Consider the following 20133-nt stretch of genomic DNA (forward strand, 5'->3'; position numbering starts at 1 on the left):
GTATCAGCCTTTCGTGGCCTTCAGCATGTACCCGAATCCGCGCTTGGTCTGGATCAGCGGCTCCGTCGAGTGCTGGTCGAGCTTGCGCCGCAGGTAGGAGATGTAGCTCTCGACGATGCCCGCATCGCCGTTGAAGTCGTACTCCCACACGTGGTCGAGGATCTGCGCCTTGGAGAGCACCCGGTTCGGGTTCAGCATCAGGTAGCGCAGCAGTTTGAACTCGGTCGGCGAGAGTTCGACGGGCACATCGCCCACGAGCACCTCGTGCGTGTCCTGGTCCATGGTGAGCTCGCCCGAGCGGATGACCGCCTCTTCGTCCGCGTGCATGGTGCGGCGCAGGATTGCCCTGATCCGGGCCACGATCTCGTCGAGGCTGAAGGGCTTGGTGACGTAGTCGTCGCCGCCGACGGTGAGGCCGGTGATCTTGTCCTCGGTGTCGTCCTTGGCCGTCAGGAACAGGATGGGAGCCGTGTACCCGGCCGAGCGCAGGCGCTTCGTGACGCCGAACCCGTTCATGTCGGGCAACATGACATCGAGGATGATGAGGTCGGGTTCCTCCTCGAGCACGGCCGAGATGGCCTGCGCGCCGTTGCCCACAGCACGCACGGCGAAGCCCGCGAAACGCAGGCTGGTCGTGAGCAGGTCACGGATGTTCGGTTCGTCGTCAACAATGAGGATGCGTGGTCCGTCAGCCATACTCTTAGTCTGCTGCGGTTTGTCTGGAACTTGGCTGGGAACTCTTCGAGGGCGTGTCGAGCGCTCCCCGATAGCGGGAGCATGGCCGAGATGACAGACTCGCAGACATGAGATCGGGGGCCCGCCGCACATGAAGCGGATCATCGGGCCGCGTGCCTTCGACTTCACCCGGCAGGTCGCCGTGATGGCCATCGTCAACCGCACGCCGGACTCCTTCTACGACGCGGGAGCCACCTTCGCACTGGATGCCGCGGTCTCGGCCGCGGAACGGGCTATCGAAGACGGGGCGGACTGGGTCGACATCGGCGGCGTGAAGTTCGCCCCCGGCGCACCCGTTCCGGTCGCCGAGGAGATCGAGCGGGTCATTCCCGTCGTGCGGGCCCTGCAGGGATCGGGAGCGGTGCTCTCGGTCGACACCTTCCATTCCGAGGTCGCCCGGGCGGCCATCGCCGCCGGCGCTCACGTGATCAATGACACCACCGGCATGCGCGACCCGCTCATGGCCGACGTGGTCGCCGACAGCGCGGCCACCCTCGTCATCACCCACTCGCTGGCGGCTCCGCGGCGGGCCTACCCCGCACCACGGTACGGCGACGTCGTGGGCGAGGTCGCCGACTTCCTGCGGAAGCGGGTCGACGTCGCACAGCGTCAGGGCGTGCCGGCCGAGCGCATCGTGCTCGACCCCGGCCATGACCTCAACAAGAACACGCTGCACTCCCTCGAGCTGACCCGCCGGCTCGACGAGGTGGTTGCGCTCGGTTACCCCACGCTCGTGGCGCTCTCGAACAAGGACTTCATCGGTGAGTCGCTCGATCGCCCGCGTGCCGAGCGGGTGCCGGGGTCGCTCGCCGCTGCGGTGTGGTGCGTGCTGCACGGCGCGCGCATTCTGAGGGTGCACAACGTGCGCGAGAGCGTCGACGCCGTGCGGATGATCGAGGCCATCCAGGGCTGGCGCGAGCCGGCGTACCTGGAGCACAACATGGGTGCCGGCGTCACGGAGCAAGGCGGAGCCGATGCTCGACCGTGACGAACTCCTGCGGCGCTACGCCCTCGCCGATCGGGGAACGCCGCACGTACGCGTGAACTTCGTCGCGAGCCTGGATGGATCGGCGACGATCGAGGGTCGCAGCGGAGGCCTGGGCAACGCCGACGACCAGCGCCTGCTCGGCGTGCTGCGCGAACTCGGCGACGTCGTGCTGGTGGGAGCCGGAACGGTGCGTGCCGAGGGCTATGGCGGAGTGCACGTGCCGCTCGCGCTCGTGTCGTCGTCGCTGGACCTGCCGGCCTCGCATCCGTTCTTCGCCGATGCCCCGTCGCCGAGGTTCGTCATCACGCACGCCGCGGCGCCCGCCGCCCTGCGCGCGGAGCTCTCGAAGGTCGCCGAGGTGATCGTCTGCGGTGAGCGCACGGTCGACCTGCGGCTGGCGATCGCGGCCCTCGCAGAACGCGGCATGCCGAAGGTGCTGTGCGAGGGCGGGCCGCGCCTCTTCGGCGACCTGATCGCGAACGACCTCGTCGACGAGTTCTGTCTCAGCCTGTCGGCGATGCTCGTCGGGGGAGAGGGCAGGCGCATCGCCGAGGGCACGGATGGCGTGCACCAGCGGATGCGCCTGGCCGCGAGCATCCCGACCGAGCAGATGCTGTTCCTGCGCTACGTGCGCCGCGGTCCCGACGGATAGAGCGGGCGGCGCTCAGGCCGCCATCTCGGTGAGCGAATGCGCGTCGAGGATCGTGTAGCTGTAGCCCTGCTCGGCGAGGAAGCGCTGCCGGTTCTGGGCGAAGTCCTGGTCGACGGTGTCGCGCGCGACGAGGGTGTAGAAGTTCGCCGAGAGGCCAGACTCCTTCGGGCGCAGCAGGCGGCCGAGGCGCTGGGCCTCCTCCTGCCGCGAGCCGAACGAGCCCGAGACCTGGATGGCCACGGTCGCTTCGGGCAGGTCGACCGAGAAGTTGGCGACCTTCGAGACCACCAGCACCGGTGTCGTTCCCTCGCGGAACTCCTGGTAGAGGCGCTCGCGTTCATCGATGGGCGTGGCACCGGTCAGCTGCGGCGCGCCGAGGGTCTCGGCGAGCTCCTCGATCTGGTCGAGGTACTGGCCGATGACGAGGATGCGCTCGCCGCGGTGGTGCTCCACGAGTTGTCGCACGACGCCGAGCTTGGCCGGAGCGGTCGCTGCCATGCGATAGCGCTCGTCGTCGGCGGCTGCCGCGTAGGAGAGCCGATCGCTCTGCGGAAGGTCGATGCGCACCTCGTAGCAGGCGGCGGGGGAGATGAAGCCCTGCGCCTCTATCTCCTTCCATGGCGCGTCGAAGCGCTTGGGGCCGATGAGGCTGAAGACGTCGCCCTCGCGGCCGTCCTCCCGAACGAGCGTGGCCGTGAGGCCCAGGCGGCGGCGCGCCTGCAGCTCGGCGGTCAGCTTGAACACCGGTGCGGGCAGCAGGTGCACCTCGTCATAGACGATGAGTCCCCAGTCCAGCGCGTCGAGCAGGGCGAGGTGGGCGTACTCGCCCTTCCGCTTGGCCGTGAGGATCTGGTAGGTCGCGATGGTGACCGGCTTGATCTCCTTGGTCTGTCCCGAGTACTCGCCGATCTCCTCCGCCGTCAACGACGTGCGGCGCAGCAGCTCGTCGCGCCATTGCCGGGCCGACACGGTGTTGGTGACGAGGATGAGGGTGTTGGTCTTCGCTGTCGCCATCGCCCCGGCTCCGACGAGCGTCTTGCCGGCGCCGCAGGGAAGCACGACGACGCCCGAGCCGCCCTCGAAGAAGTTCGCGACGGCCTTCTTCTGGTAGTCGCGCAGGTTCCAGCCCGAGGTCTCGAGCTCGATCGGGTGCGGCGTGCCGGGCGTGTAGCCCGCGAGGTCCTCGGCAGGCCAGCCGAGCTTGACGAGCTCCTGCTTGAGCGCACCGCGCGCCCACGGCTCGATGAGGAACGTGTCGGGGGTGGGATGCCCGATCAGCAACGGTGCGATGCGCCGGGCTCCGGCCACCTCGGTCAGGACGGGCTGGTCCACCGAGCGCAGCACGAGCTCGCCGTCGTCGTTGCGCTCGATGACGAGGCGACCGTAGCGGCTCACGGTCTCGGTGATGTCGATGCTTACCGTCTGGGGTACCGGGAACTTGCTGTAGCGCTCGAGCGTGCCGAGCATGTCGGCTGCCTCGTGCCCCGCCGCTCGCGCATTCCACAACCCCAGGCGCGTGATGCGGTAGGTGTGGATGTGCTCGGGCGCGCGCTCCAGCTCGGCGAACACGGCCAGGTCGTGGCGCGCATCCTCGGCGAGGGGGTGCGCGACCTCGAGCAGAACCGTGCGGTCACTCTGGACGATCAGGGGTCCATCAGGCATAGCCGTCAAGTCTACCGGGTCGCCCGTCATCACTCGGTGCTGATGCCCGCGATGGCCGAGAGCGGCAGCGTGCGCTCCATGTCCGCTCGTCGGTCACGCGCCCGCATGCGCCCGCCGGCGACCGCCGTCGGTTCCAGCAGGTAGTCCGAGATCGCGCCGCCGGGCATCCGTACGCTCACGGTGAGTGCGCGCCTCTCCCGGATGGCCACCTCGATCTGGCGCGTGAGCCAGGCCTGGCCGGTCTCGCCCAGCTCCTCATCGGCTGCCCTCAGGCGCGCGACGAAGTCGGGATACGGGTCCGTCCGCTCGGGCGCGGACTGGCGGGCGAGGCGGCGGCGCTCGAGGTGCACGATGGTGCCGGCCGCATCCTCGGCCACCACGGGGTAGCGCCCGTCGCTCAACGCCCAGAAGACGATCTTGGGTTCGAACCTGCTGATGAGCCGGCCGGGGCCTGCGGCCACGAGCGAGAGTGCCGAGAGCGACTTGTCGACCACGATCTGGCTGAGCAGGCCGGCGTCGTCGGAGCGCACCTGGGTGCGGCCGGGATCGGAGGGGATCGCGCTGACGCGCACCCGGCCGTAGCGGGCCGCCGTCTCCTCGATGAGGTAGCGCAGCGGCTGCGGCATGCCGCTCAGCGAGATCTCGGTGAGGAAGGAGGTGAGGGAGGCGGCATCCTCGCCGGCCGCCAGTGCGCGGCCGATCGAGGACGCGTTGACGCGGTAGCTGGATGCCAGCTCTCGGCTCTCGACGTCGGCGAGGGTGCGCAGCCGGGCGTCAATCGCGGGGGTGAGGGGGCCGGGTGCCACGATCGTGAGGTCGTGCTGCAGGTAGACCTTCTCGACCTCGGCAGGGAGGTTGCCCGCCAGCTCGGCCCGTGCCTGCTCCAACCGTCCGAGCAGCACCAGGCTGCCTGCCGCCCCCGGGGTTCCGCCGGCGACGATGCCGAGGTACTCCGCGTCTTCGCCGAACTCGTCGATGCGGGCTTCGAGAGTCTCGACGGCGGCGGGGTAGAGCCAGCGTACGAACGCGCGCAATCCGTTCCACGGAACCCGAGCCGCCGCGAGGATGTCTTGCACGTCGCGCGGCAGGGCCGCGTGCCACGCCGACACGAGGATGAGCCAACGGTCGGCGGTCGAGCTGGCGAGCCAGGTTGAACCGGCATCGGCGACGAGCCAGTCCGCGCCCGAGCGGCCGACCAGTCCTGCGCGAGCCGCGATGCGCAGGTGGGCCGGAACACGCTCGAGCGGCACCGCCATCGCCAGCGCCAGTCGCTTGCTGTCGGGCAGCGAGAGCCCGCCCTTGCCGAGTTCGCGGGCCGGCTCGATGTCGACGGCGGTCACCAGTTCCGCGATGGCCGCCGTGGTTCCGAAGGCGTGCTCGGCCGCGAGGCGATCGACGAGCCGCGTGTCGACGGTGTCATTCGTCGCGACGGGTGTCGGCGGGAAGAACGCCGCGAGCGCTGCGACATCCGGCAGCCCCTCGGCGGGCCAGGCGGCGAAGCGCTCGGCCACCTCCCGGAACGGCAGCACGCCCTCGCTGTCGGCGACGCAGAGGAAGAGGTCGCATAGCTCTGCGGCGATTCTCGCGACGTCGGTGCGGGGCAGCGGCTCACCACGAAGTTCGGCGAGAGCCGAGACCAGTTCGTCGTAGGTGACGCGTGCGGGATCCGCACCCGGAGCGGCGTTCCGGGAGGCGACGGCGAGCACCGCGAGGTGCGTGCGATCGAGCTGGGCGAGTTCTCTCTGGATGGCCTCGGGCGTCAGCAGCGCCTCGGCCAGGTCGAAGAAGTCGCGGATGCCCGTGGTCGCGGCATCCCGACGTCGCAGGGCTTCGATCAGGATTTCGGGTGGGAGAGTGCGCAGTCGGGTCGCAAGGGGAAGCATCGCCGTCGCCTCAGCCTCGCGGTCCCGGCGCAACGCATATCATCTGCCAAGGATAGATCAGCCCCCGGATGCGGTCGCCGCGGCATCCTCTCGCGGGCGTGCGTACAGGTGGAATGCGGCCGCGAACCCTTATGCCCATTGACGCTCGTACCGCGTATTGGGGGATCTCCGTCGCGCTCGCCGACACGCCGACACGGTGCGATTCGGCCGGTTCAGGCGCGCTTGGCCTCGCGCGAACGCCTCACCAGGCTCGTGACGAGCCACGCCACGATGAGCACGAGACCGATGGGCAGGCCGATGCCGGGAATCCAGAAGACCACCTGCCAGAACCCCTGCGAGAGTTCCGTCTGGCTCAGCCCGGATGCCGCGGCGATGAGCACGGCGATGATGCTGATGATCGACAGGCCGATGCACGCGGCAGCCATGGAGGCGATGACGCGCTCGGCCCGATGGGCAGGCGCCCCGTTGGGTTCAGGACTCACCCCACCAACAATAGGAGCACCGCGCCTCTAAACTGGACACCGGACGGCGTCGCACTTCGGCGCGCCCACAACCAAGCGAGGTTCACATGCCCACCGGCAAGGTCAAGTTCTACGACGACGAGAAGGGCTTCGGCTTCATCAGCTCCGATGACGGCCAGGAAGTCTTCCTGCACGCGTCGGCACTGCCCGCCGGCGCGAAGGTGAAAGCCGGCACGCGCCTGGAGTTCGGCATCGCCGATGGCAAGCGCGGCGCTCAGGCGCTCTCCGCCCGGGTCATCGACGCCCCGCCGAGCCTGGTGAAGATGAATCGGCGTCCCGCCGACGACATGGCTGTCATCATCGAAGACCTCCTGAAGGAGCTCGACATCATCGGCGTCGGCCTCAAGCGCGGCCGCTACCCCGAGTCCGCTCGGGCGCACAAGATGGCCGCCGTTCTGCGCAAGGTGGCTGACGAGCTCGATGCCTGAGGCCGAGAGGGAGCTGCTCGACGCCGTCGAGCTGGCCTACGCCGCCCTGCTCGAGATCACTCCGGCGGAGACCGTCGGCGAGCCGGCCGGGCACGTCCTCGAGGAGGACGGCACGGTCTCGCTGCTGTTCGAATGCCGGATGAGCGGATACCCCGGCTGGTTCTGGACGGTGACGGTCGGGCGCGCCGAGGGGTTCCCGCCCACCGTGCTCGAGGCCGAGCTCATGCCGGGTGAACGCGCGCTGCTCGCACCAGACTGGGTGCCGTGGTCGGAGCGGATGGCCGATTACCGTGCGGCCTCCGAGGCGGCGGCCGCCGAGTCGGCCGCGGGCGACGACGACCTCGACGAGGACGACCTCGATGAGGACGACGCGGATGACGTCGACATCGATGACGCAGACCTCGACATCGATGACGCAGACCTCGACGACGACGACGACGACGACGATGACGATGACGACGACGACGACGATGATGATGACGACGTTGACGTTGACGCGGATGCCTTCGACCCCGCAGACGACGACTCGTTCGACGACGATCTCGACGTCGATGTCTTCGGCGACGGCGACGAGAGCGACGAGAGCGACGAGAGCGACGACGGCTCAGTCGCGGCGGCGCCGGAGGAGCACGACGACGAAGCCGACGACGCCGAGGGCGACGCCGATGAGGCAGACGGTGATCCACCACTCATGACCGGCGGCGACGAGGCGTCCACGCCAGATGAGGGCGGCCGCGAGGGCGAGTAGCCACGCGAGGGTTCCGACCACGACCGCCTTACGGCCGTCGGCTCGCGCCGGCTCGGGATCGGGCCGGCGTTCGCCGTCTTTCAGCCACAACCGCATCCGCGCCGCCTCAGAGGTGCTCGACGACGTACTCGATCGAGGCGATGAGGGCGCGCACGTCGTCGGGCTCGATGGCCGCGAAGGTCGCGAAGCGCAGCTGGTTGCGGCCGAGCTTGCGGTAGGGCTCCGTGTCGACGACGCCGTTGGAGCGCAGCGCGGCCGCGACATCCGCCGCCTTCACCGACTCGCTGAAGTCGACCGTGACGACGACGGGGGAGCGGTGCTCGGGGTTCGCGACGAACGGCGTCGCGTACTCGGCGCGCTCCGACCAGTCGTAGAGCAGGCCGGAGGACTCCGCGGTGCGGGCACCGGTGAAGGCGAGCCCGCCGTTCCCGTTCATCCACTCGAGCTGGTTCTCGAGCAACAGGAGCGTCGAGATGGCCGGAGTGTTGAGTGTCTGGTTGAGCCGGGAGTTGTCGAGGGCGTTCTTCAGGCTGAGGAACTCGGGAATGTAGCGATCGGCTGCGGCGATGGCCTCGATGCGCTCGATGGCCGCCGGCGAGAGGAGCGCGAGCCACAGGCCGCCGTCGGAGGCGAAGTTCTTCTGCGGCGCGAAGTAGTAGGCGTCGGCCTGGCTCGCGTCGAACCCGATGCCGCCGGCGGCGCTCGTCGCATCGATCACGGTGAGAGCGCCCTCGTCGCCGTGCACGCGCCGCACGGGAGCTGAGACGCCGGTCGAGGTCTCGTTGTGGGTCCAGGCGTAGAGGTCGACGCCCTCGATCGGCTCGGCCTCGCTGCGCGAGCCGGCCTCGGCCGAGCGAACATCGGGGGCCTGCAGCCACGGGGCACCGGCGGCGGCGGCGAACTTCTGGCCGAACTCGCCGAACACGAGGTTCTGGCTGCGGTTGTGGATGAGGCCGAAGGCGGCGGCATCCCAGAAGGCGCTCGATCCGCCGTTTCCGAGCACGACCTCGTAGCCCTCGGGAGCCTGGAAGAGCTCCGCGATGCCGGAGCGCACGCGGCCCACGAGGTTCTTCACGGGTGCCTGCCGGTGCGACGTGCCCATGATCTGCGCCCCCGCGCCGGCCAGGTAGGCCAGCTGCTCAGGCCGCACCTTGGAGGGCCCGCATCCGAAACGTCCGTCGGCGGGCAGGATCGATGCGGGAATGGTGATCTCAGGCATGGGTCGATTCTATGGGCGGCCCTGCGCCCGTGACGGTGAGCGTCGCGGGCGACGGTAGGCTGTGACCGAAGTTCGCGGCAGGGCACTCGCGGCGGGAAGGGGAGGCGTGCAGTGACGGATCTCATCGACACGACGGAGATGTATCTCCGCACGATCCTCGATCTGGAAGAGGAGAACATCGTTCCCCTCCGCGCCCGCATCTCCGAACGCCTCGGTCACTCCGGCCCCACCGTGTCGCAGACGGTCGCGCGCATGGAGCGCGACGGGCTCGTGGTCGTTTCGGAGGATCGGCATCTCGAGCTCACCGATGCGGGCCGCAGCAAGGCGGTGCACGTGATGCGCAAGCACCGGCTCGCCGAGCGGCTGCTCGCCGACGTGATCGGGCTCGAGTGGGAGTTCGTGCACGAAGAAGCATGCCGCTGGGAGCATGTCATGAGCGAGCAGGTGGAGCGCAAGCTGCTCAGCATCCTGAACCATCCGACAGAGTCGCCCTACGGCAACCCGATCCCCGGTCTGGAGGAACTCGGCGCGACCGCGTCGGCGCCGTTCATGACGGGAGTCGTCAACGTCGTCGACCTCGTTGCGGCTTCGGCGCTTCCGGTTCAGCGCACCGTGCGCCGGCTCGCGGAGCCGGTGCAGTTCGATCCTGAACTGCTCGCCCAGCTCAAGCAGTTCGGCATTCTTCCCGGTGCCACGGCCACCTTCACCCAGGCGGGCTCCTACGTGCGCGTCGATGTCGACGGCGCGGACGGAGGGCTCGAACTGCCCAACGAGGTCGCGGGCCACATCTTCGTCGAGGCCTGATCCGCTTTCTGTGAAAGCGCTCCCAAAGCCGGCGGAGCACTGGTCTGGATGCGACATCCGCGGCCTTCTCACGTAGCGTCGTTGAGTCCCACTGGCCGCTTACCAGGCCGAAGGACTCGGGTCACGACGCCTCCCACCCCGTCTCGTGACGCCCGATGAGCACGCGATCACCGCAGTGGACGGGGGCAGCCAGAAGGCCGCCGGAGGCGCCGGAGGTAACTTTGGCCCAGACCAACACCCGTCATCCCGCACGCCGTATCGCCGCCAATCTCACGATCATGGGCGTCGCCGCTGGACTCGTTGCCACGATCGCCCTGCCCGCCTACGCAATGACACCGGGCTCGAATGAGGCGACGTTCGCGACAACCGATACGTCCAAGCGCATGAAGGCCGGCGAGCAGAAGGTGGACGTGCCCGAGACGGCCGCCACCATCACGGTGGCACGCGACGGTTACGCCGCCACCTCGAAGGCGGAGATCGACGCGGCTGCGGCCGCAGCAGCCAACGCCGCCGCGGCGGCCGCTGCCGCATCCGCCCGCACGCAGATGGCGTCGTACGGCGCCTCGTACTCCGGTCCGTCCGTCGGCGACTTCCTGGCGAACCCGCCCTACCCGAACTTCGACCTGGCGTCGGTCTACAACGTGGCGCTGCAGTACCAGGGCGTCCCGTACGTCTATGGCGGCAACACTCCTGCTGGCTTCGACTGCTCCGGCTTCGTGCAGTACGTCTACGCGCAGTTCGGCGTGGCGCTTCCGCACTCCTCGACGGGGCAGGGCGCCGCGGGCACCCGCATCTCGATCGATGACGCCCGTCCGGGCGACCTCGTGATCATGGACGGTCACGACGGCTTCTACGCCGGCAACGGCAACATCCTGCACGCGCCGTACGAGGGCGCATCCGTGCGTGTGCAGCCGCTCTGGACGAGCGACTACTTCATCGTGCGACTCGGCATCTGAGCGCTTCGCCGTGTGAATCCTGCGTTAACGGATGCGGGCCCGGCGCGCCTCGTGGAGCATCCGTCAGTTTCGTGGTTTAGCCTGTAGGCCTGACCAACCGATTCTCGGGAGCGCCGATGAATGAGCCACGCAGCATCCGCACCACGGATGAGCGCTGTGCGTTCGTTCGCCGGCATTCGCACCGGCACGTTCACCATGCTGTGGTGAGGAGGGCACTGTCTTCGTGACAGTGCCCTTTTTCGTTGCCTGCGCGCCCTGAGGGGCGGTGGGTCAGGGCAGTTCGAATAGCTGGAAGCCGTCCAGCAGTTTCGAGAGGGAGACAATGCGCACTCTGGTCCTGAACGCCGGATACGAACCACTCGCCGTCGTGTCGTTCAAGCGGGCTCTCATGCTCGTGATGAGCGGCAAGGCGACCATGCTGCAGTACGACGCGGACCACCCGGTGTGGGGCAATACGGGGTCGTGGGACAGGCCGTCGGTCATCCTGCTCACGCGCTACGTGCATGTGCCATACGGCAAGGAGATTCCCGTGAGCCGCCGCGGGGTGCTGAGACGGGACGAGCACCGCTGCGCCTACTGCGGCAAGTCGGCGAGCACGATCGACCACGTACTCCCGCGGTCGCGTGGCGGGCGGGACGCCTGGGAGAACCTCGTCGCGTGCTGCGTGCGCTGCAACAACCAGAAGGCGGACCGCACTCCCGGCGAGATGGGATGGGCGCTGCGCGTGAGCCCGCGGATGCCCCAGGGAACGGCCTGGCTCGTGCGCGGATTCGAGCATTCCGCTCCAGAATGGGATGAGTTCCTGGCACTCGCTGCGTGAGAGCGATCTCTCAGCCTCGAATGCGCGCCGTGACAATCGCGCGCTCGTCACGTAGTCTGGGGCAGGTCTTGCCGAGGGTGCTCCCTGGTGCTCCTGCGAGACACTGGCCTTTGCACGACAACGTGGCGCCGATCTGCGCCCCGGAGGACACACTGTGACAGAACCCGGCGACATCCAGCGGCCCGACGACGGGTCCCGCTCGGAGAGCACCGGAGGCGACGCTGCAGTCGTGCTTCCCACGCGTCGCTCCTTGCGCGCCCAGCGCGAGAATGAGGCGGTGCCCGCCGTCGAGCCGCACGTGCGGGCCGTGCCGGTCGCACCCCGGCCGCCCGCAGCATCCGTCGCCGTGCCGGCCGCGAAGCCGTCGGCCTCGACCGGTCCCAAGGGCAAGAAGAAGCGCAGCGTCTTCAGCAGCCTCGTGACGCTGCTCGTGGTTCCGGGCGTGTTCCTGACGGTCGCGCTGCCCGCGTACGCGTTCGCGCCCGGCAGCGGCGAGACCCAGTTCAAGGCATCCGGCGCGCACGTGCTCGCCGAGGCGAACGCACAGAGCGTCGAGGTGCCGAGCGTCTCGGCCAAGATCACGGTCGCGCGCGACGGCTACACGGCCGTGAGTGGCGCGGAGATCCGTCGCAAGACTGAAGAGGCGCAGCGCGCCGCTCGTGCCCAGGCGGCAGCCGAAGCGGCGGCGAAGGTGAAGGCCCAGGGCGGGTCGTACTCATCGCCCGGTGCCCGCCAGGAGGGCGACGACTACCCGTGGCCCGGCGGCCCGGTGGGAGTGCTCTCGCCGCTGAACTACGAGTACCGCGAGTGCGTGGACTTCGTCGCCTGGCGCCTGAACCGCGACGCCGGCGCGACCGGCCCGTGGAAGTGGGTCTGGTCGAACATGACCCCCGGCGGCGGAAGCGCCTGGAACTGGGCCAACGCGTGGGAGAGCCACGGCTGGGCCGTGAGCCACGACCCGATCGTCGGATCGGTCGCCTGGTTCACCTACAACCACGTTGCGTACGTGCAGTCGGTGAACGGGGACGGCACGGTCACGATCGAGGAGTACAACCAGAACAGCGACCACAACTACCACCGCCGCACGATCGCGACGGGCTCGGTCGCCCTCTTCCTGTACCCGCCTCCGTAGGGCGCGCGGCGCCCGCCGGCCAGCGTGCCCTGCCCTGCCCGCCCTGTTGCGCCACCTCCCCGGCCTTTGCGCCAGAACAAGGGGCGCAACGCCCGCCGAAGTGGCGCAAAGCTGGGCTTGCGGCGGCGCCCGCATCCGTCCGCCACGCCTCCCGGAGCGCACCCGGTAGACTCGTCAGCGGTCAATCCGCCTCTGTAGCTCAATGGAAGAGCAGTTCCGTCCTAAGGAAAGGGTTGGGGGTTCGAGTCCCTCCAGGGGCACCCACCGAATCGCCGCGAGCCCGTGACGGATCTCATCCAGAGTGAGACCCGTCTCATATCGGTGAGACTGATCGCCTTCCCAGCGGTCGGCATCGATGGCGCCGATACAAGAAGGTAATTCCTGATCGAGCGCTATTCACCCGCCATAGATTGTCCAGCAGGTGCTGTGAGCACCGATGAAAGCTCGTGAGTTCGGCCGTAGCTCAGGGTGACGTCCCGCGGTGTGGTGGAGTTTCTGGGCACCGTGCGGGTCAGCTGTTGTTGATTATGCCGTAGTGAGTTCGGGGATGTTCGCCTCCTCTGTTTGGGTGTTCAGGAGTTCCATGGAGTGTTCGCTGAAGTAGCGGCGGTCGGCGCCGTCCCATTCGTCGTGCTGCTCGATCAGGACGTGTCCGGCCAGGCGCAGCAGCGCGGCGGGGCACGGGAACTAACGAGGGACTATGCGGGTTTGGTCCACCGGCTCTCGGCGCGGCGCGCCAAGTAGGCCGCGCGCCGCTTCACCGACATGGTCATTCCTCGACCGTGGAGTAGAACCCGCCGCCTCTCGCGGTTGATGTAATCCCGAACAAGTTGTTGAACATCGTCGTGCAGGAGCTCGACATGCATGTGGTCGCCAGATAGCTCAACACCGTGAGCATTCTGAGTCAGGAAGACGGTCTTCAGGCCGATCAGAGATTCGGCGAGCCCGCTGTCATCGGTGATGAAGACGACAGGGGGCCTCGTGTGTCGAGCCAACGCGGACTGAGCCATGAGCGCGGGGAGGCGGGTGTACATCAGGTCCCACGTCGCACCCCAGATCGCTTCGCGTGGATCTCCAGTGCGATCGAGTTTCAATAGTCGCCGAGCGCGAGCCGGAAGCTCTTTTTTGCCACCCAGCAGCTGGAACCCGATCCACGCCTCCCGGCTCGCCGAAACTTGGAGTTCCCGCTCCATCCAGAAGCGGAACTTTTCCACACGCTCCACACGAGTCAAGTCGACCTCGGCGTGGATGGCGGCCGCAGTAATCAGGGCCGAGTAGGAGACCATAAACCAGGAGTGGAGATAGTCGAATGAGTCTGACGCGGCCTCATCCTTCGACTCGATGACCAACCCGCCGCTCTCGCCGCCGTCCAGCAAGTGAAGAAGGTAGTCACGCGCGTCAGAGAGATAGACCTGGGCGGCGCTCGCGCGGCCCAGGTAGCGGACGATGTTTGCCGGACGGGGAGCGCGACGGGTTTCCGGCTCGGCAGCGCTCATTCCGCCGACCACCCAAGCACTCTCCGGCATCGTTAGAGCTAGATTGCGCAATCTGCTCTTCTCCACAGAGCTGAGGTTGAGGGGTGCAAATGCGGCTTGGCGTCGATGGATGTGCTCGATGCGAGCGCTGATGTTCCAATCCATAACAACGGTTCCAGCTGAGGCTAGTCCGTCCGACGGAAACTGCAGATAGTGGTCGCGCATGAGTCGATACCCTCCCGAAGCGCGACGCTATCCGATTCCAACGAGCGCGCCGCGTCGCGCCTCACCGCCCAAATGGGTGGTGGGCCCGCCGGACCAGCGCAGCTGATTGGTGGGATTCGCACGCATAAATAGCGTGCACGCATTAAATGCGTGTATACTTCGAGTATGAAGTTTCCCGCCCTCGCGGCGTTGCTACGTGCTGCGCGCGAATCCAAGAGCCTCGACCAGGGGGCTGTCGCTCGTCATCTCGGCCTACGGCAGCAGGCCGTCAGCACTTGGGAACGTGGGGGATCGCGGCCCCGGCTGAATCAGCTTCCAGTGCTATGTGAACTTCTCGGTATCGATGTAGACGCTGCTCGTGTCGCCGGCGGGTATGAGTCTTCGGCCGCTCCGGCGGGTCAGCCGCGCATCCGATTCCTCCCGTTCGACCAGCTGAGCGACGAGGCCTTTGAAGCTTTCGTGAGGGATCTCTACCGCGGTCTCCACCCGAGTTGGGAGGTGACCCGAAACGGATCCACGGGCTTTGCGCAATATGGCGTCGATGTCTTTGCCAACGGGGACCAACAGCGCATAGGAATTCAGTGCAAGCACGAGCAGAACTTCGGTCCGAAAGATGTGGACGCTGCAGTCACGGCGGTGCTGCCCGAGGCGCGTACAACATCAGGGCTCATTGCGTTGAGTCGGCTAACTGCGACGCCAGGGGCGCGACTAGAGGTGGCAAAGAACCCCGGGTGGTCGCTGTGGGATGGGGAGGATATTGCCGCGCGTGTCCGTGAACTCCCGAAGGAGAAGCAACTCGCGCTCGTCGACGCATATTTTCCGCGTCTGCGAGAGGAGTTTCTTGGCATCGCCGCTCCATCGCCGTGGCTCCCGGTGCAGGAGTTTGAACCCGCACTTGCCGGGCGTCTTGGCTATGACCGTCAGTTCGATCTCGTTGGACGCAGCGACGAGCTGGATCATCTATGTCGACTTGTCACCGATCATCAGCCAACGGTGTTGGTTGTCGGTCGCGGCGGAATCGGAAAGACACGACTTCTTACGGAATTCGCCCGCACCGACGCCGGTCGCGAGGTACGGTTTGCGTCTCGAGGACCGATCGCACCGGACATGTTTGACCTGCTACCTGAAGGTGCACCGGTCGTAGTCCTCGATGATGCGTTGAGTTTGGACACCAACGTGACGGCGCTCGTATTGGGCATTCGGTTGGCGCGCCCCGATGCCACGGTTGTGCTCTCTGTGCGGCCGAAGTCGGAAGCTGACCTACTCAGCGCTCTGTCGATTCCCTCTGCGGCGGCCAAGGAAGTCCGTGTAGAGGTTGGGGACCTGACGATGGCGAAGGCGGAAGAGCTTGCTTTGCAGGCGCTTGGTGCGGGTGTCTCTCCCGAGACGGTAGAGCTGCTCGCTCGCGTTGGATACGACTGTCCCCTGATCATTGTCATTGGCGCCCACCTCATCCGTGAAGGACATCTGCAGCCCAACGCTTTAGCCGGGAACGGTGGGCTTCGAGAGGAGATCCTTACCCACTTCGCCGATGTCGTTATGCGCGGGTCGAATGGCGACGTTCGGCGCGCGGTTCTCGATGCCGTTGCAACGGTTCAGCCCGCGCGCCTGGACCAAGCGGAGTTTCTCGATTCTGTGACTGGTCTGAGTGGACTGCCGCAGCATGTGGTCGTCCAGACCGTGGAGGAGCTGGAAGACCTTGGGGTTGTGATGCGGCGCGGGCAGTCCGTGCGCGTCGTTCCGGACCTTCTTGGGGAGGCTGTACTGGAGCGGGTACTTGTATCTCGGACCGGAATCGACACCAAGTGGGCGACGCGAGTCGGAAGCCTGGTTCGCGGTGACGCGCTGGGTAACGCCATCAGGAATGTAAGCCTGGTCGACTGGTACCGACGGGGAGTTGCTGATTCTCGACTTGGCGAGTCTCTCTGGGAGGGCCTAGCGGAGTCTGTCCTGAAACTCGGGAACACTGACCGCAAGAGCATGGTGCATGGTGTCGAATCCGTGGCTGCTGTCTATCCGCAGCGCGCCATGGAACTCGCGGAACTGATCATGGAGAACCCAGCCCCAGACGAAGATGATGCTCTCGCCCAGTTGTGGGGCGGCGAGCCCTACGTGACGGCAACGTCAACCAATCGGGCTTTGAGCGGGTTGATTCGCAATGCATCCTACGATCCGGAGCAGCTCGAGCGAGGCATGACTTTGCTCTTCACGATCGGTCGGGACGATCCGCGCATGGAGAATCAGAATCCCGATCACGCTCTCCGGGTGCTCCGCGAGATCGGCGAATACCACCCGAATAAGAGCGTCAGCATCAACGCGAAGTACATCGAGGTCCTTGGCCGATGGCTAAACGGTGAGGATTTCATCGCTGAACGGGCGAGAGTGCTTCGTCTGCTTCTGCCGGTGCTTGCCGACGAGGTCACAATCACGAGATCGAAAGGGCCGTCGATCGAGATGTCGCGGCGAACCATCAATTTGGACCTTGTCGAATCGTTGCGGATCCAAGTCATCGAGCTCGCCGGCAATCAGCTGCGAGAAGACATCGGAACCGCAATTGCGGCGATCGAAGTACTGGGGGCGGCCCTTCGCAGTGGTCGGCACTTCGACCACGTCACGCCGGAACTTAGGCTCGTCTGTGAACTTCTTGGCGACACGCTGGAGGATCCGACCGTGCCCGCTAGCGTGCGCCTATCGGCCTACCGGGCGCTCAACTGGCAAGCGGTCTATGGGGAAGGGGAGCCTCGTGCTCTAGCCCGCCAAACTCGGCAGAGGCTCTACATCGACGCTGACTATCAGGCTGCTCGTTTGCTTCGGGCTGGGTGGGCTCTGGATGAAGATGACGAAGGCGAAGATGACCCCGACGGCGAGGGTGCGGAGCAGTCGATGACCCGCTATCAGCGTTCTGTCGAATCCTCTCAGCGGCTCGTTGACCTCGTCGTCGATGCGTGGTCGACGGCGCTCGGGGATGAGCAAGTTCTGGAGCACTTGCACGTTCTCATGCGCAACGAGCAGCAGGCTTCGGGCGGCTTCCTGGCACCGGACCACCTTCTGAATCGTCTCTTTGAGGCTCGTCCTCGTGTGGCCCGGGAATTGCTTCGTCACCCCACGCTCGACGACGCGGCCGTCATGGCTAGCCAACGTGTCGCAATGACGACTCTTTTCGCGAAGGAAGACCCGAGAGCGGGGAAGGCTGCGGAGACATTCATCGGGATGGGAGCCAAGGGAGCCTTGCTAGTTGTCGAGGCAGTAACGGCCCGCCGAGGTCAGGTTGTCGACGGTGAAAGGAAGCAGATTGTTAGGGCTCTCGCGTCGCTGGACAGCCTCGTTGTCTCGACTCGCCTCGTAGCGGCTGCTCGGTGGTGGGAGCCTGACGACCACGACCTCGTGCTCGAACTCATCATGGCCGCTCCGGTCGATACTGATGCCAAACTAGCCGAGGCGGTTGCAGAACTCCTTGTTGACGGGAGGATCGTTGGGTGGTCAGACCTAACCGATGTCGAACGAGCGTCTCTGCTGAAGCGGCTGGTCAAGACGCCGTCGTTAGACGGGTATGACTTTGGGCGACTGCTAAACGCGCAGATTCGGATTGATCCGGATTCTGCCCTTCAATTCCTAATGGATCGGGTGGACCTGTCGATTGAGGAGGGCGGTTCCTACGATGCCCTTCCGTACTCGTGGGGTGAGGAGCTGGCGTTTAGGGGAACGAGTAGTTTTGCGAGGCTTCTGACTGAACTGACGGATTGGATGTTGCGAAGCGAACGCCGGCAGTGGGCAATGGCCGGGTCGGAGTTGTTCGAACAAGTCGCGGGTGCCATTGACTCCGAAGTGCTGGCTGTTCTGCTCGACCTCGTTCGATCCGGGAACGACAACCGGGCGTTGCTGGCGGCCAGGCTCATGCAGAACGCCACGCCGCGATTTGTCCTCGAGAATGCCGAGTTTGTCGAGGAGGTGTTGAAGGCAGCTGAGTCGCTTGATGAGGACAGCCGACGATCGCTCCGGCATGGACTACACAGTCCTGCCCTGTATGGAATGCGTTCACGATCGGTCGGCGTCGATGATCCCGAAGACGTCGCGCTCCGCGACGGCGCCTTGGCAGTGGCCGCACGCCATCCGAGCGGTTCTCCGGCTCGCAGCTTCTACGAAGAAGTTGCGACCTATGCGGAACAGCGACTGCGCGATGAGAGAATCAGCGACCGGTCATTCTGGGAAACGCGTCGGTGGTGAGTTCGCATAGCGGGACCCTCGTTTCGTTGTCGGCAGGGCCTTGAGTGGTCGGCTACGCCCTTGCGGCTGCGCGGCCGAAGCGAGTCAGTTGCTCGAGCGTGCGTCCACGATGACTAGGCCCGCCAAACCGTTTGTTTCCAATCCCATCGGATTATCTCCGGCGAGAGCGTCCAGTACATAGCTTGGTGGAGTCCGCCTGAGACCTCTCAAAATCTGAGGAAAGTACGGGGTGTACATGTGTCCCTGATCAATTGGCAACGATGTGAACACGGGATCATCGCTGATCGTGCCGACCATTTCTTCTTCAGCCAGCGAAAACTGCCCGAATCGAATGCGGCACACTTGCTCGATCAAGCTCTTTGCGAACTTTCGAGGACCACTTTGCGGCTGAAATAAGAACTCACGCAGTTCGGCTTCGAGCTCGAGACTTGGTAGAACCCACGGGCTCTCGATCTCGACATCAGGATCGGCAAGATCCTCGATAGGAACCGAGCGGGCGTACGCCTCCGCTGGGTCATTTCCCACCCCGCAACCCGGCGTCGCCAGTATGGCTGCGAGGAATGAAACCGTCTTCCGGTTACATCTCTCGCACGCTTCGAAATCGGAGGGATGGTCGTCCGCCCCGCAGTCGATTGGGCTCCTGTAGTTCGGTGAACCGAAATAGAGAGCGTAGGTGGGGGCCACCTTGAGGGCGTCAGCAGTGGCGAGCAGGCTCCTTAGCTGCTGGCCCGAGTTATACCCAAAGTCGATTTGCCAGGGCCCTCCATCGCGCTTCTTTAGACGCTTGGCCTGCACGAGCGTGCCGAAAGACACGCCTCCCTCGCCGACCCACCACCAGAGCCAGTCAGCGCCGGTCCCGAAAGCGCCGCCCTCTTGGCGCTTCGTGAAGGGTATGAACTTCACGAACGGACTAGCGCCGACTAGAACGAGCTCAGTAGCGGTTTCTTCTAGCCAGGACAAGCCATACGCTTCCGCTCGCGCCATATGTGCTTGTGCAGAGACCCTCGCTCGGGCGAATGCTCCCAGCCGTGCGGAATCAGCATCGATCATCCCGTCATCATGGCAGTCGGGCGAAGCGGCCGAGTTGCAAGCACCGAGTTGGCGGTCCACATGCAGCGCTGAGATCATGCCCTCGCGGAGACGGTGGCGTGTGGCCCACAGCCCAGTCAAGCTCGTTCCCAGGTCGCGAGAACGCACTCCAGTTCTCGGGGGCCACGACAAGCATTCACAAGGTTCTCCGGTGCTGGGCTACCGCCCGGCGAATGCCAACTTGCTGGCTGGGTGGGGGTGCTGCGCGGCTATCGCCGGACAACGGTGACCGCCGCCGTAAGACCCGCCCGTCTCCGAACTCGGTCTGTTCGTTGAGTCGTTCAACCTGTGCTTCGCGGACCCGCCGTTCCGCCTCGAGGGTGAACTTGTGGATGTCGACTTTGATCCAGCAGCCCACATCGGATTGCCATTGTTCGCCGACTTGTTCATCGATTCGGACCATCCGGTCGAGGGCACAACGGATGTTCCGTTCCTCTTCGGTTTCTATCTGTTTCATGTGAACCCGCATCCAGTGGTGGGCGGGTTCGTTCGCGTGGATCCAGGCGCTGTGAACCGCACTGGGTTTAGTGGACGCTTCTTTCTCAACGAAAGAAGATGAGTCATGGTCAGTG

Annotated in this window: 17 protein-coding genes, 1 tRNA gene and 2 pseudogenes; 10 read left to right on the forward strand and 10 right to left on the reverse strand. The window is 66.0% G+C overall.

Annotated elements, in window-relative coordinates:
- Nucleotides 1-3: 3 nt before the first annotated feature.
- Entirely contained in the window at nt 4-696 is a 693-nt protein-coding gene (locus WDJ51_RS03635) for a response regulator transcription factor (RefSeq protein ID WP_337851070.1), read from the reverse strand.
- Nucleotides 697-826: 130 nt separating this feature from the next.
- Between WDJ51_RS03635 and folP the strand changes: the two genes are divergently transcribed.
- Both folP and WDJ51_RS03645 read left to right on the forward strand, forming a co-directional pair.
- The gene (folP, locus tag WDJ51_RS03640; RefSeq protein ID WP_337851071.1) at nt 827-1723 is read left to right on the forward strand and encodes a dihydropteroate synthase; all 897 of its coding nucleotides are present in this window, start codon (nt 827-829) and stop codon (nt 1721-1723) included.
- The gene (locus WDJ51_RS03645; protein ID WP_337851072.1) at nt 1710-2375 is read left to right on the forward strand and encodes a pyrimidine reductase family protein; all 666 of its coding nucleotides are present in this window, start codon (nt 1710-1712) and stop codon (nt 2373-2375) included. Before folP ends, WDJ51_RS03645 begins: the two co-directional genes overlap by 14 nt.
- Nucleotides 2376-2387: 12 nt before the next feature.
- Here the strand turns inward: WDJ51_RS03645 and WDJ51_RS03650 are convergent, their stop codons facing one another.
- From WDJ51_RS03650 to WDJ51_RS03660, 3 genes are all read right to left on the reverse strand, one after another.
- Nucleotides 2388-4037 carry a DNA repair helicase XPB gene (locus WDJ51_RS03650; protein WP_337851073.1) on the reverse strand — a complete coding sequence of 550 codons (1650 nt, stop codon included), beginning with the start codon at nt 4035-4037 and terminating at the stop codon, nt 2388-2390.
- Nucleotides 4038-4066: 29 nt separating this feature from the next.
- Nucleotides 4067-5920 carry a helicase-associated domain-containing protein gene (locus tag WDJ51_RS03655; protein WP_337851074.1) on the reverse strand — a complete coding sequence of 618 codons (1854 nt, stop codon included), beginning with the start codon at nt 5918-5920 and terminating at the stop codon, nt 4067-4069.
- A 212-nt stretch (nt 5921-6132) separates the two neighbouring features.
- Nucleotides 6133-6402, reverse strand: coding sequence for a hypothetical protein (locus WDJ51_RS03660; RefSeq protein WP_337851075.1), 270 nt, complete (start codon nt 6400-6402; stop codon nt 6133-6135).
- 86 nt (nt 6403-6488) lie between these two features.
- Between WDJ51_RS03660 and WDJ51_RS03665 the strand changes: the two genes are divergently transcribed.
- Both WDJ51_RS03665 and WDJ51_RS03670 read left to right on the forward strand, forming a co-directional pair.
- Nucleotides 6489-6869, forward strand: coding sequence for a cold-shock protein (locus WDJ51_RS03665; RefSeq protein ID WP_337851076.1), 381 nt, complete (start codon nt 6489-6491; stop codon nt 6867-6869).
- Nucleotides 6862-7617, forward strand: coding sequence for a DUF3027 domain-containing protein (locus tag WDJ51_RS03670; protein WP_337851077.1), 756 nt, complete (start codon nt 6862-6864; stop codon nt 7615-7617). The genes WDJ51_RS03665 and WDJ51_RS03670 overlap by 8 nt, the downstream gene beginning before the upstream one ends.
- Here the strand turns inward: WDJ51_RS03670 and WDJ51_RS03675 are convergent.
- Both WDJ51_RS03675 and serC read right to left on the reverse strand, forming a co-directional pair.
- A pseudogene (locus WDJ51_RS03675) lies at nt 7543-7713 on the reverse strand (DUF2530 domain-containing protein); the annotation flags it as partial. The gene WDJ51_RS03670 and the pseudogene WDJ51_RS03675 overlap by 75 nt on opposite strands.
- A 10-nt stretch (nt 7714-7723) precedes the next feature.
- Complete coding sequence (gene serC, locus WDJ51_RS03680; protein WP_337851078.1) at nt 7724-8836, reverse strand: phosphoserine transaminase; 1113 nt, start codon at nt 8834-8836, stop codon at nt 7724-7726.
- Nucleotides 8837-8947: 111 nt separating this feature from the next.
- On the opposite strand from serC, the gene WDJ51_RS03685 reads away from it, so the two are divergent.
- The 5 genes from WDJ51_RS03685 (at nt 8948) to WDJ51_RS03705 (ending at nt 12808) form a co-directional block, all read left to right on the forward strand.
- Nucleotides 8948-9640, forward strand: coding sequence for a metal-dependent transcriptional regulator (locus WDJ51_RS03685; RefSeq protein WP_337851079.1), 693 nt, complete (start codon nt 8948-8950; stop codon nt 9638-9640).
- 155 nt (nt 9641-9795) lie between these two features.
- On the forward strand, nt 9796-10596 hold the full coding sequence (locus WDJ51_RS03690; RefSeq protein ID WP_337851080.1) for a C40 family peptidase: 801 nt from the start codon (nt 9796-9798) through the stop codon (nt 10594-10596).
- Between the two features lie 322 nt (nt 10597-10918).
- Nucleotides 10919-11416 carry an HNH endonuclease gene (locus tag WDJ51_RS03695; protein WP_337851081.1) on the forward strand — a complete coding sequence of 166 codons (498 nt, stop codon included), beginning with the start codon at nt 10919-10921 and terminating at the stop codon, nt 11414-11416.
- A gap of 154 nt (nt 11417-11570) precedes the next feature.
- The gene (locus WDJ51_RS03700; RefSeq protein WP_337851082.1) at nt 11571-12548 is read left to right on the forward strand and encodes a CHAP domain-containing protein; all 978 of its coding nucleotides are present in this window, start codon (nt 11571-11573) and stop codon (nt 12546-12548) included.
- Between the two features lie 188 nt (nt 12549-12736).
- Nucleotides 12737-12808 (forward strand) — tRNA-Arg (locus tag WDJ51_RS03705).
- 265 nt (nt 12809-13073) lie between these two features.
- Here WDJ51_RS03705 and WDJ51_RS03710 read toward each other — a convergent pair.
- Nucleotides 13074-13235 (reverse strand): annotated as a pseudogene (locus WDJ51_RS03710) (IS256 family transposase); the annotation flags it as partial.
- Between the two features lie 11 nt (nt 13236-13246).
- Nucleotides 13247-14248: a hypothetical protein gene (locus WDJ51_RS03715; protein WP_337851083.1), complete on the reverse strand. Its 1002-nt coding sequence runs from the start codon at nt 14246-14248 to the stop codon at nt 13247-13249.
- Nucleotides 14249-14413: 165 nt separating this feature from the next.
- Here WDJ51_RS03715 and WDJ51_RS03720 point away from each other — a divergent pair, with 165 nt between their 5' ends.
- Nucleotides 14414-18472, forward strand: coding sequence for a helix-turn-helix domain-containing protein (locus WDJ51_RS03720; protein WP_337851084.1), 4059 nt, complete (start codon nt 14414-14416; stop codon nt 18470-18472).
- A gap of 84 nt (nt 18473-18556) precedes the next feature.
- Here the strand turns inward: WDJ51_RS03720 and WDJ51_RS03725 are convergent, their stop codons facing one another.
- Nucleotides 18557-19522 (reverse strand): hypothetical protein, encoded by a 966-nt coding sequence (locus WDJ51_RS03725; protein WP_337851085.1) that lies wholly within the window; start codon nt 19520-19522, stop codon nt 18557-18559.
- 175 nt (nt 19523-19697) lie between these two features.
- The coding region (locus WDJ51_RS03730) for a hypothetical protein (RefSeq protein WP_337851086.1) at nt 19698-20133 on the reverse strand (436 nt) is incomplete at its 5' end.

The sequence above is a fragment of the Rathayibacter sp. YIM 133350 genome (assembly GCF_037404875.1).
Classification (GTDB): Bacteria; Actinomycetota; Actinomycetes; order Actinomycetales; family Microbacteriaceae; genus Orlajensenia.

Coding starts and splice junctions, on each gene's coding strand:
- WDJ51_RS03635 (WP_337851070.1), bottom strand. CDS start 696: ATGGCTGACGGACCACGCATCCTCATTGTTGACGACGAACCGAACATC.
- folP (WP_337851071.1), top strand. CDS start 827: ATGAAGCGGATCATCGGGCCGCGTGCCTTCGACTTCACCCGGCAGGTC.
- WDJ51_RS03645 (WP_337851072.1), top strand. CDS start 1,710: ATGCTCGACCGTGACGAACTCCTGCGGCGCTACGCCCTCGCCGATCGG.
- WDJ51_RS03650 (WP_337851073.1), bottom strand. CDS start 4,037: ATGCCTGATGGACCCCTGATCGTCCAGAGTGACCGCACGGTTCTGCTC.
- WDJ51_RS03655 (WP_337851074.1), bottom strand. CDS start 5,920: ATGCTTCCCCTTGCGACCCGACTGCGCACTCTCCCACCCGAAATCCTG.
- WDJ51_RS03665 (WP_337851076.1), top strand. CDS start 6,489: ATGCCCACCGGCAAGGTCAAGTTCTACGACGACGAGAAGGGCTTCGGC.
- WDJ51_RS03670 (WP_337851077.1), top strand. CDS start 6,862: ATGCCTGAGGCCGAGAGGGAGCTGCTCGACGCCGTCGAGCTGGCCTAC.
- serC (WP_337851078.1), bottom strand. CDS start 8,836: ATGCCTGAGATCACCATTCCCGCATCGATCCTGCCCGCCGACGGACGT.
- WDJ51_RS03690 (WP_337851080.1), top strand. CDS start 9,796: ATGAGCACGCGATCACCGCAGTGGACGGGGGCAGCCAGAAGGCCGCCG.
- WDJ51_RS03695 (WP_337851081.1), top strand. CDS start 10,919: ATGCGCACTCTGGTCCTGAACGCCGGATACGAACCACTCGCCGTCGTG.
- WDJ51_RS03715 (WP_337851083.1), bottom strand. CDS start 14,248: ATGCGCGACCACTATCTGCAGTTTCCGTCGGACGGACTAGCCTCAGCT.
- WDJ51_RS03720 (WP_337851084.1), top strand. CDS start 14,414: ATGAAGTTTCCCGCCCTCGCGGCGTTGCTACGTGCTGCGCGCGAATCC.
- WDJ51_RS03725 (WP_337851085.1), bottom strand. CDS start 19,522: ATGATCGATGCTGATTCCGCACGGCTGGGAGCATTCGCCCGAGCGAGG.